The sequence below is a fragment of the Sinomicrobium sp. genome (genome assembly GCA_029266035.1).
Taxonomy (GTDB): Bacteria; Bacteroidota; Bacteroidia; order Flavobacteriales; family Flavobacteriaceae; genus Sinomicrobium.
In genome coordinates, this window is the sequence record JAJUFH010000003.1 from 108800 (window position 1) to 122226 (window position 13427).

10 protein-coding genes are annotated in these 13427 nt (G+C 43.2%); 7 read left to right on the plus strand and 3 right to left on the minus strand.

Annotation, left to right across the window (positions count from 1 at the left end; genetic code table 11):
- Nucleotides 1-57: 57 nt before the first annotated feature.
- The 3 genes from ACYZZR_RS03295 to ACYZZR_RS03305 are packed head-to-tail and all read right to left on the minus strand — an operon-like array spanning nucleotide 58 to nucleotide 4270.
- On the minus strand, nucleotides 58-2088 hold the full coding sequence (locus ACYZZR_RS03295; protein ID WP_461532567.1) for a cation:proton antiporter domain-containing protein: 2031 nt from the start codon (nucleotides 2086-2088) through the stop codon (nucleotides 58-60).
- 46 nt (nucleotides 2089-2134) lie between these two features.
- Nucleotides 2135-3916 (minus strand): monovalent cation:proton antiporter family protein, encoded by a 1782-nt coding sequence (locus ACYZZR_RS03300; RefSeq protein ID WP_461532568.1) that lies wholly within the window; start codon nucleotides 3914-3916, stop codon nucleotides 2135-2137.
- A 12-nt stretch (nucleotides 3917-3928) separates the two neighbouring features.
- Entirely contained in the window at nucleotides 3929-4270 is a 342-nt protein-coding gene (locus ACYZZR_RS03305; protein WP_461532569.1) for a DUF202 domain-containing protein, read from the minus strand.
- Between the two features lie 355 nt (nucleotides 4271-4625).
- Here ACYZZR_RS03305 and ACYZZR_RS03310 point away from each other — a divergent pair, with 355 nt between their 5' ends.
- From ACYZZR_RS03310 to ACYZZR_RS03340, 7 genes are all read left to right on the plus strand, one after another.
- On the plus strand, nucleotides 4626-5492 hold the full coding sequence (locus tag ACYZZR_RS03310; RefSeq protein ID WP_461532570.1) for an MBL fold metallo-hydrolase: 867 nt from the start codon (nucleotides 4626-4628) through the stop codon (nucleotides 5490-5492).
- A 46-nt stretch (nucleotides 5493-5538) separates the two neighbouring features.
- Nucleotides 5539-7173, plus strand: coding sequence for a S8 family peptidase (locus tag ACYZZR_RS03315; protein WP_461532571.1), 1635 nt, complete (start codon nucleotides 5539-5541; stop codon nucleotides 7171-7173).
- 108 nt (nucleotides 7174-7281) lie between these two features.
- Nucleotides 7282-9159: a M1 family metallopeptidase gene (locus tag ACYZZR_RS03320; RefSeq protein ID WP_461532572.1), complete on the plus strand. Its 1878-nt coding sequence runs from the start codon at nucleotides 7282-7284 to the stop codon at nucleotides 9157-9159.
- 121 nt (nucleotides 9160-9280) lie between these two features.
- Complete coding sequence (rnpA, locus tag ACYZZR_RS03325) at nucleotides 9281-9682, plus strand: ribonuclease P protein component (protein ID WP_461532573.1); 402 nt, start codon at nucleotides 9281-9283, stop codon at nucleotides 9680-9682.
- Nucleotides 9672-11087, plus strand: a complete 1416-nt coding sequence (locus tag ACYZZR_RS03330; RefSeq protein ID WP_461532574.1) for a nicotinate phosphoribosyltransferase — start codon at nucleotides 9672-9674, stop codon at nucleotides 11085-11087. The genes rnpA and ACYZZR_RS03330 overlap by 11 nt, the downstream gene beginning before the upstream one ends.
- 17 nt (nucleotides 11088-11104) lie before the next feature.
- Complete coding sequence (gene pncA / locus ACYZZR_RS03335) at nucleotides 11105-11728, plus strand: bifunctional nicotinamidase/pyrazinamidase (protein ID WP_461532575.1); 624 nt, start codon at nucleotides 11105-11107, stop codon at nucleotides 11726-11728.
- Between the two features lie 57 nt (nucleotides 11729-11785).
- Nucleotides 11786-13423 carry a S41 family peptidase gene (locus ACYZZR_RS03340; protein WP_461532576.1) on the plus strand — a complete coding sequence of 546 codons (1638 nt, stop codon included), beginning with the start codon at nucleotides 11786-11788 and terminating at the stop codon, nucleotides 13421-13423.
- Nucleotides 13424-13427: the final 4 nt, after the last annotated feature.

Below are 13427 nucleotides of genomic sequence, written 5' to 3' on the forward strand. Positions count from 1 at the left end.
GTCCCGTTAGCCTTTGAGCTTTCGGGACTTTTTTATGTTGTGTGTTTTGTTTGCCACTTAGGGGTATACTATGATTTTGCTGTTCTTGGCAAAGTACTTCTCCAGTTTGGCAGGAAGATTATCCATGATGTTAAGGTGGGAAACAGACCCTTTACGAGCCGAAATCAATACAAATAGGTCGTTTGGTTTCAGCTCTCCTGAGAGCGTAAAGAAATCGTCCCAATTCTCCAAAACCTCAAACTGATGTTCAGAGTTGATTTTGTGAGCTTGCATATGTTTTTCTATAGCCCCTCTCGTGTCAGTTGTACAGTAGTACCATACGGGTATGTTGAGTTCCTCCGACAGTCTACACACCTTATTGACCCATGTGTCAAAACCGTGCTCCAGTTCGGAAAAAGGCGGGGCGGTGACTAGCATACGGTGATTATTTACCAGAGGGTTTCTGAAATCTCCAATAAAGATGGTCTTGTCGGTGTAGGTCAATAGAAAATCTATTTTTTCCCCTATCAATTTTTCGATAAATCCCTTTTTACCGGGCCATCCCAGTATAATGATATTGGCAAGGGTTTCCCGCGCTGTTCGCGCGATACCGTTGGAAGCGTTGTAGTCTATGGTAGCAATGATTTCGGTTTTTACCTCAGAGGCAGTAGCTTCGCTAGAAAAACGCTGGAGTTCTTCTTTGGCTTTTCCCATGTTTTTCTCAGCTTCCCGATCATTGGGAACGATGGTGAGTATGGAAATAGGATAGGCCGATTTTTTATCTTTGATCAACGTTGCAAACTCCAGCGCTTTTTCCATGTTCTTAGTGTTGGCAATAGGAAGGAGAATATGTTCGTCGGAAAGAGTGGTTCCTGTGTTGGCAATCGTACTGCTACTGGGTTCTTCGGCCTTCTTGGCTATATTTACCCCTGCTTTTTGTGTGGCAAAAGAAGCGATGACACACGTAATCAATATCAGTATAATAGTACCGTTGAGGATGTTCTTGTCCAACACCCCAGCCTGGTAACCAACCAATATAACAGCTAGTGTTGCAGCGGCATGGGCACTGCTCAGTCCGAAAATAAGTTGTCTTTGAGCAGAAGAATATTTAAAGGAAATCTGGGTAAGAAATGCAGCACACCATTTTCCTACCAGAGCCACTACCGAAAGTGTTCCGGCGATGATCAATGCTGTAGGACCGTCCATAATGACTCTGACATCAACCAGCATTCCTACGCTAATCAGGAAGAAAGGGATAAAGAGAGAGTTTCCGATAAACTCTATTCTGTTCATCAGCGCAGAAGAATGTGGAATCAATCTGTTGAGAGCCAGTCCAGCCATAAAGGCCCCGATTATAGGCTCTACTCCTGCCAATTCGGCCAAAAATGCCGCGAGGAAAACGATAAAAAGTACAAAAATATAGTGGGAGTGTTTTTCGTTTTCGAGCTTGTGGAAAAACCATTCGGCGATTTTTGGAATGATGAGAAACATAATTACGATGAATATACTGAGTGATATTCCGAGACGTACCCAGAAGTCGGCAGTGAGTCCCCCTGCTTCAGATCCCATAATTACCGCGAGTATGATAAGCACTGCGGTATCTGTAAGTATGGTTCCTCCTACAGTGACTGCAACCGCTTGGTTTTTGGATATCCCGAGCTTACTCACCATAGGGTAAGTTACCAGTGTGTGTGTAGCAAACATACTGGCGGTGAGCAGACTCGAATTTACGTTGTATTCCAAAAGATAATGACATACCGGAAATCCTATGGCTAACGGGATGATAAAGGTAAAAAAACCGAACAGTACACTTTTGTTCTTATTGGCCTTAAACTCGTTCATATCCAGCTCTAGTCCGGCTATAAACATAATGTAGAGAAGACCGATAGTAGAAAACAAGTCGACTGCCGAATTCTTTTCGAGCAGATTGAGACCGTGCGGACCTATGAGTACACCGGATAATATGAGTACGATGATGCCGGGAATGTTCAAGCGTTTCAGGAGTATGGGCGACAGCAGTATAATTAAGAGAATAAGACTGAATCCCAGTATCGGATTGCTCAAGGGTAATTCGAATTCGTGTTTTAACATGTTGATTATGGGTTCCATAAAATCTGAAAGTTATAGGGTGATGTTTTTTTTAAATGTGTCAGTGCTATTTGATATAATTCACTGTATATCCGGGTTCAAGTTCTATGCCGTAGTTGTAAACCCGAGGCTTGCCGTCTTGATTTATATAAAAAACAGGAAGAATATCGCCGTATTCACCTGTGAGTTTTTTCAGGAATTCTCTGGACGATACAACTTCGGTGACCTCAATGCTGTGTTCTTCATAGTCTTTGTTTTCAATTTTGTAATCCCATTTGTAGTGATCGATCTTTTTTGCAAATACAGTAGAAGCTCCTATAGGCTCAAGCAGATCTACATTTGCTTCCGAAGAGGAGTTCAGGGAGACATAGATATTGGGTACACCTATAGCCTCGTTGGCCAACTGAGCTGCGAGTACGTTGATTTCGCTGTTGTTGGTAAGACACACAAAGGTACCCGCTTCATATCCATCGGCTTCTGCGAGAGTCTCCTCTTTTAGAGCATTGCCCTCTATGCATTTGAGTCCAAGAGAAGAAGCTCTGTTACAATTGTCTGTATTGGAGTCTATAAGGGTAACTTTGGTGGTGGCTTGTAATTTTTTGGCAATGTAAATCGGAAGTGGTCCGGCGCCTAAAATAAGAACATCCTGTTTTTTTGTCGAAGATAAAACCAATTCTCCTCGCCTTCTCAACCAGTTGGTAGTCCAAGTGAGAAACACCGGTACACTAGCGGTAGTAAAAATAGCCATAAATACCAGTATCGAAAAGATGGTGTTGTCTATATACCCCATATTGAGCCCGATTCCTGCGATGACAATTTCAACGGCTCCACGACCATTCATTCCGGTTCCCACCGTGAGTCCTTCACGCCATCCGTTTCCGCTGGGGATGTAAAACAGAACGGTTCCGAGTATTTTTCCCAGTACAGCTACCAAGAGAACCACTAAGAGCAGTACTAAGTTGTTTTGGAAAACATCGAGGGTAACGTGATAGCCGGCGGTTACGAAAAAAATAGGAGCTAGGAAGCCTATGGAAATATCGTGAAATACCTTGTTGAGCTCTCTTGATAGTCGGTGATCAAAAATGCTATCTCTGAGAAAGAGTCCGGCGATAAAGGCTCCGAGAATAGAGTGAAGTCCTGCCAGTTCGGCCAGTTCCGAAAAGCTGATGGCTATAACCAGCATTAAAGTAAAATACAGCGATCGGCTTGAGAGTCCTGATTTTTCCAGTTTTTTACCGAGAAAAGGAAGGACGTATATACCGATAAGTCCAGTAACGAGAAAGAAGCCGAGAGCCTTTCCTGTAACCAGAAAAATTTCGGTAAACTCTATGTTTCCAGCGTCGGCAAAACTGATAATACCCGCAAAGATAATCAGGGCTACAGTATCAGAAATCAGTGCTCCTGCCATGAGTACATGGGCTATACGAGTGTTCAAAAGTTTGAGGTCGACCAGTATGCGAGACTTGGTAGCCAGAGAGGTAACTCCCACTGCTATAGCCACAAACAAGGCAGCCATAGGGGTGCTTCCAAATTGAATCATCACAAAATACCCCAGCCCAAAGGGTACAATAAAGCCTCCTATAGCCGCCAGTAATCCGGCTTTGGTGGCCTTCCCCAAATCGCGGAAGTCTATCTCCATACCGATGTAGAGCATCATGAGTAATACCCCTACTTCTGCCAGTACAGCTGTAGTTTCAGAAGGAGTTAGTATTCCCAGCCAAGCTGGACCAAATACGATTCCGGCAACGAGCTCTCCCAGAATGGAGGGATACCCCATACGAGTTGCTAAAGCCCCTCCCAGCCAGGCAAATAATAAAACTAAAAGTAAGTTTAAGAGTTGTAACTCCATAAAGAGTGTTTTTTAATGAGGGTTTGGACGTTCTTGAGATTTGTAATAAAAGTGCTTCAAGTTCTTTTTGAGTAAAAAAAACCTGAAAATTCCGATAATCAAGAACACAACACTGAGTGTCAAAGCGAGGATGCCGAGATATTTGAGATTGTATAAATCATCGAGTTGAATCAATGCGATACCGCCCACAATCAGATATAAGAATGTACGGATATACGACAACAGGGTTCTCTCATTAGATAGTCGGGTTCGCTCTATAGAGAGATAATCCCTAAGGATAAGATTCTGATCCTCTTTCAAATCACGTCCAAAGTGCTGCAATTTTGTATTTCGGAAGGAAAAGAGTTTTTTCATATTTCGCCGTTTACATCCAAATGAACACCAGAGTATGCTCAGATAATAACACCGACAAAGTCGTGTTGACGAAGCCTGTGCGGTCTAAAAATAAATTAATATTTTAAAATACACACAAGATTGTCTTTTAAAAATATGGATATAGTTCAAAATGTTAAAAAAGACCCAATAAAAGCGTGTTTTCTTATATTTTATTGTGCTGATTTGTTATTTTGCGAGTTATTTGACAAAATCCGGAAGCAGAAGAAGATAACTATATCATCCATTGCTTCCACATCCTGCAAACAGCCTCGAGAGAATGGAATAACGACAAGCGGTGGATGTTGTGCAAGGATTGTTTGTAAACAGGTGTTGTATGCAATTATATCCGATTGAAACAGGAAATTTCAAACTCGATGGGGGAGCCATGTTTGGAGTAGTACCAAAGTCATTGTGGCAGAAAACCAATCCGGCAGATGCTAATAATATGATTGATCTTGCCGCTCGATCGCTGCTTGTAGAAGACGGAGATCGACTTATTCTTATCGACACAGGTATGGGCGACAAGCAATCGGAAAAGTTCTTTAGTTACTATTATTTATGGGGAGGCCACAGTATTGACCATTCTTTGGCTCAGTATGGTTTTCACAGAGATGATATCACCGATGTCTTTATGACGCATTTGCACTTTGATCATTGTGGAGGATGCGTACAGTGGAATAGTACCCGAACAGGCTATGAACCTGCATTCAAAAACGCGCGATTTTGGAGTAACAGAGATCACTGGGAATGGGCAACAGCGCCCAACGCAAGAGAAAGGGCTTCTTTTTTGAAAGAGAATATACTGCCCATTGAAGAAAGTGGACAACTGCATTTTGTGCCAACTCCCGAGCCGGGATTGGATTATCTGGAAGATACAGCGCTGGGTTTCGGAGTTTTGTTTGCAGATGGACATACCGACAAACAGATGATCCCTCATATCAATTACAAAGGAAAGAAATTGGTGTTTGCTGCCGACCTGTTACCGACGGTAGGGCATATTCCACTGCCCTATGTTATGGGCTATGACACCCGTCCTTTACTCACCCTAGAAGAAAAGGCCAAGTTTTTAGACAAGGCGGCATCTGAAGAATATTACTTGTTTATGGAACACGACGCTCACAATGAGATCTGCACTCTAAAACATACAGAGAAAGGAGTAAGACTTCGGGAAATACACACCTTTGACGAGATATTTAACTAAGTGAATTTGGTCGGAAATACGGCCTATAAAGACAAATATATTATTTATGAACTACACAAAATCATTTCTGTTGCCGGTATCGGCAGCCGTTTTGCTCGCAGGTTGCGGCAGCTCTGCAATTGTATCTACTCCAATAGAAAATATAGACGCTGTGCCGCTCAAGGTAGCCGAACTCTCGGAAGCACAATACAAAACTTGGCCACATGCCGACCTTCTGACCGATACCATACCCGGTATGAGTGTGAGTAAAGCCTACGACGAATTGCTCAAAGGTCGAAAAGGAGTTAAGGTGGTAGTAGGAGTGGTCGATTCAGGTGTAGATATAGAACACGAAGATCTCAAAGATGTGCTGTGGACTAATAAAAAAGAGATTCCCGGCAATGGTATAGACGATGACGGCAATGGTTTTATAGACGATATTCACGGATGGAATTTTCTCGGCGATGCTGTACACGAAAACCTCGAATACGTTCGTATCCTAAAAAAAGGAGACGACGGCTCGGAAGTGTACAAAAATGCCAAAGCAGAATACGATAAGGAATTGGCAGAGGCTATGGGCAATAAGGAGGAGTACGAGAGAATTCTCCAGATGGTGAGCGAAGCCGATAAAGTGATTTCCGAAGTATTGAAAAAAGACAATTACACCAAGGAAGAACTCGATAAGGTAGAGGGTTCTAATCTGGAGATTGTCAAGTCTAAATCGTTGATAAATAATGTTCTTTCTATGGGTGGTGGCAAGAGTTCTGTAGAAGAAGTGAAAAAAGAACTCAAGGATGCAATCACTTATTTCAGTGGTCAGTTGAATTACAACCTCAACCTGGATTTTGACGGGAGAGCTGTAGTAGGTGACAATCCCGACGATATTGAAGATACCGATTACGGTAATGCGAATGTAATAGGTCCTGATAAAGACGAAGCCAAGCACGGAACACATGTGGCAGGTATCATTGCTGCTACGCGCAACAACGGAATAGGAATGGATGGTGTGGCGAATAACGTGGAAATCATGGCGGTGCGAGCCGTACCTGATGGAGATGAGTATGATAAAGACATCGCTTTGGCTATCAGATATGCGGTAGACAATGGCGCCAAGGTTATAAATACTAGTTTTGGAAAATACTACTCTCCTCATGTCGAATGGGTGAGAGATGCAATCAAGTATGCCGCTGAACACGATGTGCTTATTGTAAATGCAGCTGGAAACGAGTCGAAAGATTTGGATAAGACAAATGTGTATCCCAATGATGCTTTGGACAATGAGCCGGAAATTGCAGACAACTTTATTACTATAGGTGCCTTAGACTACACTTATGGACCGGAGATGATTGCCCGTTTTTCGAATTACGGAAAAATCAATGTGGATGTATTTGCTCCTGGGACAAAGATCTGGTCTACCACACCCAAAAACACATACGAATTTTTGCAAGGAACTTCTATGGCTTCGCCAGAGGTGGCAGGGGTTGCAGCACTGATACGTTCGTACTATCCCGACCTCACCGCTTCGCAGGTAAAGAAAATAATCATGCATTCCGGGCTTAGTTCTAATACAAATGTTGTTTTGGGAGGAGACAAGGATACAAAGAAACCCTTCTCCGAAGTCTCCCGATCAGGGAAAATGGTCAATGCGTATAATGCTATTATTACGGCCGACAGAGTATCTAGAAATAAACTTAGTCTTTAGAGAAAGTTGATGGGGTATTTAGAGAGTACTCAATACCCCAACGATGCTGTTCTCTGAAAAAAAGATTAACTTGCCTGTTCGTAGACCAAAAAATAAATATCAATACTTATGAAGAGATTTGTTATTGCGTGCGCTATGCTTCTGACAGTGTTTCACACTATGGCTCAGTCCGATTCCGACGGTTACTGGCAGCAGCATGTAGACTACAAGATGAATATCGACATGGACGTCGAAACCTATCGCTATTCGGGGAAGCAGGAGTTGGTGTATACCAATAACTCTCCCGATCAACTCGACAGGGTTTTTTATCATCTCTACTTCAATGCCTTCCAACCCGGAAGTGAGATGGACGTACGTTTAAAAACGATTAAAGATCCCGACAGTCGTATGGTGACCAACAAAGGAACTAAAGAGGATCCGATATACGAAAGTCGTATTGAAGTGTTGAAACCGGACGAGATTGGATATATCAAAGTGCATTCGCTGTTGCAAGACGGGAACGAAGTGAAGTACAAGGTAGAAGGAACCGTTCTAGAAGTCGACCTCGCCAAGCCTATAGCACCTGGAGCATCGACCACATTTGTCATGGAATTTGAAGGACAGGTACCGTTGCAAATTAGAAGAACAGGGCGCAACAGTGAGGATGGGGTGGCCTTGTCTATGGCTCAGTGGTATCCTAAAATGGCAGAGTACGATTTTGAAGGTTGGCATGCAGATCCGTATCTCGGCAGGGAATTTCACGGTGTATGGGGAGATTTTGACGTAAAGATAAGCATCGATAAGGATTATATTATAGGGGGCTCAGGTTATCTCCAAAACCCTCAGGAAATAGGATATGGCTACGAAGAAGAAGGGACAAAGGTTCAGCGTCCGAAGGGGAAAAAGCTCACTTGGCACTTTGTAGCCCCAAAAGTTCACGATTTTACCTGGGCAGCCGACCCTGACTATATTCACGACAAGAGAGAGACCGCCTCCGGAGTTACACTGCATTTTCTTTACAAAAACAACAAGGAAATTCTTGAGAACTGGAAGAATCTGCAGCCTAAGACAGAGGCTTTGTTAGATTTTTACAACAAGAATATAGGACCGTATCCTTGGAAACAGTATTCAGTGATTCAGGGAGGAGACGGCGGAATGGAGTATGCTATGTGTACCCTGATTACCGGAGGTAGAAGTTTTGGTAGCCTCTTTGGGGTTACGGCACATGAGATGGCTCATGCCTGGTTCCAACATCTGCTGGCGACTAACGAGTCGAAACACCCGTGGATGGACGAAGGCTTTACCTCCTTTATATCAGACCTGGCCGAGAATGAGATTATGGAGCGCAACCGTCCCAATCCGTTCGAAAATGCGTATCGCAGTTACTTTATGCTGGCACATTCAGGAAAGGAACAACCGCAATCCACACACAGTGATCGATATGCCGAAAATTTCGCGTATTCCATCGCGGCTTATAGCAAGGGAGATATCTTTCTAGCACAATTGGGCTATATTATCGGACAGGACAAATTGATGGAAACCATTCGAAAATATTATGAAGATTTCAAGTTCAAACACCCCACTCCCAACGATTTTAAACGGGTGGCAGAAAAGGTGTCTGGCTTTAGTTTGGACTGGTATTTGGTAGACTGGACTCAGACGACTAATACCATAGATTACGGTATTAAAGAAGTGGTAGAAAAAGATGGGAAAACCAAAGTTACACTGGAGCGTATCGGTCTTATGCCTATGCCAATAGATGTGCTGGTGATTTACAAAGACGAGACTTATGAAACCTTTTATGCTCCGCTTCGAATGATGAGAGGTGAAAAAGCAAACCCGTATCCCAACCTGAAGCGCACGGTATTACCCGACTGGGCGTGGGCCTACCCCACTTACGAATTTGAAATAGACAAGCCAAAAAGCGAGATTAAGGCTATAGTTATAGATCCGTCTGAGCTTATGGCCGACATAGACAAGAGCAACAACGGTATGACCTATGAATAGGGTTGGGGACATTGCTGAACAGTTGTAGAAAGGATAAAAATCAAAGTGTTTTTACAAATGTGATTGTTGGAAAACCTCCCTGTTTCGGGAGGTTTTTCTATTTTTACAAAAAGATACTTAAATGACTCAAAATTTTCCGAAATCGGAAAAGTTGAAAAGTAGGAAATTAATCGGAAAGCTCTTTGCGGAAGGAAAGAGTATTTCCAAGTTTCCTATTCGCTTGGTGTATATATCTCTATCCCAAGGTGAGGGATATCAGGTAGGGGTCTCCGTGAGTAAGCGCAATTTTAAAAAGGCAGTGTCTCGCAATCGGATAAAGAGGCTGCTTCGCGAGGCCTATCGTCTAAACAAACACATCTTGGAAGAAAATAATGAGGGAGCTTATGCCTTTATGTTGCTCTATCAACAGAGAGAAATGCCTACTTTTGAACAAGTAAACCGTAAAGTGAAACAGTTGTTTTACCTTTTTTTGGACAAGGAGACAGGTAAAGCCACAGTAAAAAATACCACCGATGATGTTTAATACTGCTCTGTATACCGACTTGTATCAGCTCGCCATGGGACAAGCTTATTTTCTGAAAGACAAACATCGCGCCGAAGCCTCTTTCGACTATTTTTACCGCAAGACTCCTTTTGAAGGAGGGTATGTATTGTTTTGCGGGCTGGAAGATGCCCTGAGCTGGCTGGAAGAGGTGTCGTTTTCTGAGGATGATTTGAAATACTTAAAAGATCAGGGCTTTGATGCCCGGTTTCTGGAATATTTAAAAGGCTTTCGCTTTACAGGCACAGTACGCAGTGTTTCGGAAGGGGAGCTAGTATTTCCCTTTGCCCCGATACTCTCTATTTCAGGTCCCGTGGTAGAGTGCCAGATCGTTGAAACTTTTCTCCTCAATACCCTTAATTTTCAATCGCTCATAGCTACCAAGGCGAGCCGTATTCGCCATATTGCCGGTGAAGACAGCATATTGTCTGAATTTGGCCTTAGACGAGCACAGGGATACGCGGGATTGCAGGCTTCGAGAGCGGCTTTTGCCGGAGGATTTAATTCCACTTCAAATGTATTGGCGGGAAAGACATACGATATGCCTATAAGTGGCACCATGGCCCATGCCTTTATTCAAAGTTACGACGATGAGCTCAAGGCATTTCGCGATTTTGCCGAGACTCGTCCCGAAAACTGTGTTCTTCTTGTCGATACCTATAATACTCTTGAAAGCGGAGTGCCAAATGCAATTACCGTGGCAAAAGAGATGGAAGCATCCGGTAGGAGACTTATGGGGATTAGACTGGATAGTGGAGATCTCGCCTATCTTTCTAAGGTAGCGCGGAATATGTTGGATGAAGCTGGATTGCAATATGTAAAAATAGCAGCTTCCAATCAGTTGGACGAATATGTGATACGCAGTCTAAAGGAGCAGCGCGCCGCTATCGATATATACGGAGTAGGAACCAATCTCGTCGTAGGACACGAGAATGGGGCTCTCGATGGAGTGTATAAACTGTGCAGTTTTGGAGGGCATCCGCGGATAAAAATTTCCGAAAATCTAAAAAAGATGAACTTTCCCGGAGACAAGCAGGTGTACAGATATTTCGACAGTAAGGGCTTTTATACTGCCGATGCCATTACCGGAGTAGATGCCCCTCCCCCCGATGGGATGGCTCATCCTTTTGAGCCGGGTAAAAAGATGAGGTTGAATCCGCAAGAGGCTCGGCCGTTGTTGAAAGAGGTGATGAAAGATGGAAAGCGCATAGGAGAGCTTCGGAAGGTGAAAGATATTGCGATGGCTGGAAAGAAAAACCTCCAAAAACTCCCGGAAGAACACAAAAGGTTCGATTTTCCCCATGTGTACAAGGTGGGATTGAGTTCTGAAATAGAAGATCTGAGAAATAAGCTTAAGGCAGAAAAACTCAGTAAGTATCAGAAGTAAAAGCAGAATGTAGAACTATGAATAATCTCGAATCTAAAAAAGCCTTACTGATTGTAGACCTACAATACGATTTTCTCCCGGGAGGGAAGTTGGCAGTCCCTGATGGAGATCAAGTAATCCCGATAATCAATACTCTTCAAACGAGCTTTGATTTGGTGGTAGCCACTCAAGACTGGCACCCGTCGGGACATTTGAGTTTTGCTTCTTCTCATCCCGATCACAAGCCTTTTGAAGTGATAAATCTCGGAGGAATGGAACAGGTGTTGTGGCCCGATCACTGTATACAAGGATCAAAAGGGGCCATGTTGTCTGAGCACTTACACCAAAACCGCATTGCTGCTGTGTTTAGAAAAGGAACACATCTGGAAACAGATAGCTACAGCGGTTTTTACGACAACGGTAAGAAATATACAACCGGACTAGCATCCTATCTTAGAGAGATGGGCGTTACCGACGTATATGTCTGTGGGCTGGCGGCAGACTACTGTGTGTATTATACGGCAAAAGATGCAAGAGCCAATGGTTTTGAAACCTATTATATTACCGATGCCACCAGGTTTATAGCCAGTGAAACCTATGAGCAGGCTATTTCAGACCTCAGTGGTATAGGGGTACGTATGATATCTTCGGATGAGTTGTAAATTTGGCTATAGCAACTTGTCCGTTGGGATTAAATCAGATAAATGTAATTTATTCGTATGAGGAAGATATTGAAAAAACGCCTTGTTGTACCTGTACTCGCTTTGGTAGTACTGGTAGGAATGAGCTCGTTTAAGAGAGATTTCTTTGAGATCGCCAAGCAGATAGAGATTTTTACAACACTGTTCAAAGAGTTGAATATGAATTATGTAGACGAAATCAACCCTGCAGAATTGATGGATGGAGCTATCAAGGAGATGTTAGACAATCTCGATCCGTATACAGTGTATATGAATGAGCAAGATGTAGAGGAGTACCGAATTAAAAATAGCGGTGAATATTCAGGAATAGGTGCCGTAGTACGAGGCTACCGAGATAAATTGCTTATCGTAGAACCCTATAAGGGGTATCCGGCAGATAAGGCGGGATTGAAAGCGGGGGATGAGATCGTACAAATAGGAGATGTTCGAGTTGCCGATTTTAAAGATGACGCAGGTGAATTGCTAAAAGGAGCTGTAAACAGTGAGGTAGAGATAGTGTATCGCAGAATGGGAGAAACTCTGAAAACCACACTTAAACGAGAAGAGATTGAAGTAGATGCTGTGCCCTTTTACGGTAAAATTGACGATCAAACGGGATATATCGTTCTTTCCCGATTTAACAAGAAAGCTTCCTCTCAAACTGAAGCCGCACTTAAAGACCTGAAGTCGCAAGGGGTAACTCAAATGGTACTCGATTTGAGAGGTAATCCCGGAGGACTGCTTACCGAGGCTATAGCGGTCACCAATCTTTTTGTGCCCAAAGGAGAGACTATAGTGACGACAAGGTCGAAAGTCAAAAAATTTAATCAGGAATTCCGAACGAGAAAACAAGCTGTAGACACCGAAATTCCTCTTGTGGTTCTGGTCGATGGGCGCAGTGCCTCGGCTAGCGAAATAGTAGCCGGTGCTTTACAAGACCTGGATCGAGCCGCCATTGTCGGAGCGCGGAGCTTTGGAAAAGGATTGGTACAGAGACCGTTAAAACTAACTTATGGCACTCAACTCAAGGTAACGATATCGAGGTATTACACTCCCAGTGGCAGGTGTATACAGGCAATGGATTACGCCCATCGGGACGAAAATGGCAAGGCTGTAAGGCTCGATGCGTCTGGATACAAGGCTTTTAAAACCAAAAGTGGTAGAACAGTGTACGACGGAGGAGGAATTACACCCGACCTGGAAGTGAAGGTGTTGAGACAAAACAAATTGGTACAGGAATTGTTGAACAATCACGTAGTTTTTGACTATGCGACAAAATATTACTACACACATCAACTCCAAGATTATACCGGTTTTTCTTTTGGAGAGAGCGACTATGAAGATTTTAAGAAATATGTAGTAGAAAGAGGTTTTCAGTATGAAACCGAAATCGAAAAAATACTCAGAAAAGCTGATGAGCACGAAGAAATGCAATTGTTTGGTGAGCAGGTAAAGCAGGATTACAACAAATTGCTCCAGGCTATAGGTGACAGTAAACTCACTGCCCTAGACACGTATAGAGAAGAACTGACCAAAGAGATAGAAGACGAGGTGATTAAACGTTATTTTTACCGCGAAGGACTTTACAATTACTATCTCGTTCAAGACGAGAGTATCAAAGCCGCAGCGGGTCTCCTGAAAAATACAACGCGCTATAAGGAATTGCTGAAGTCGTAACCCA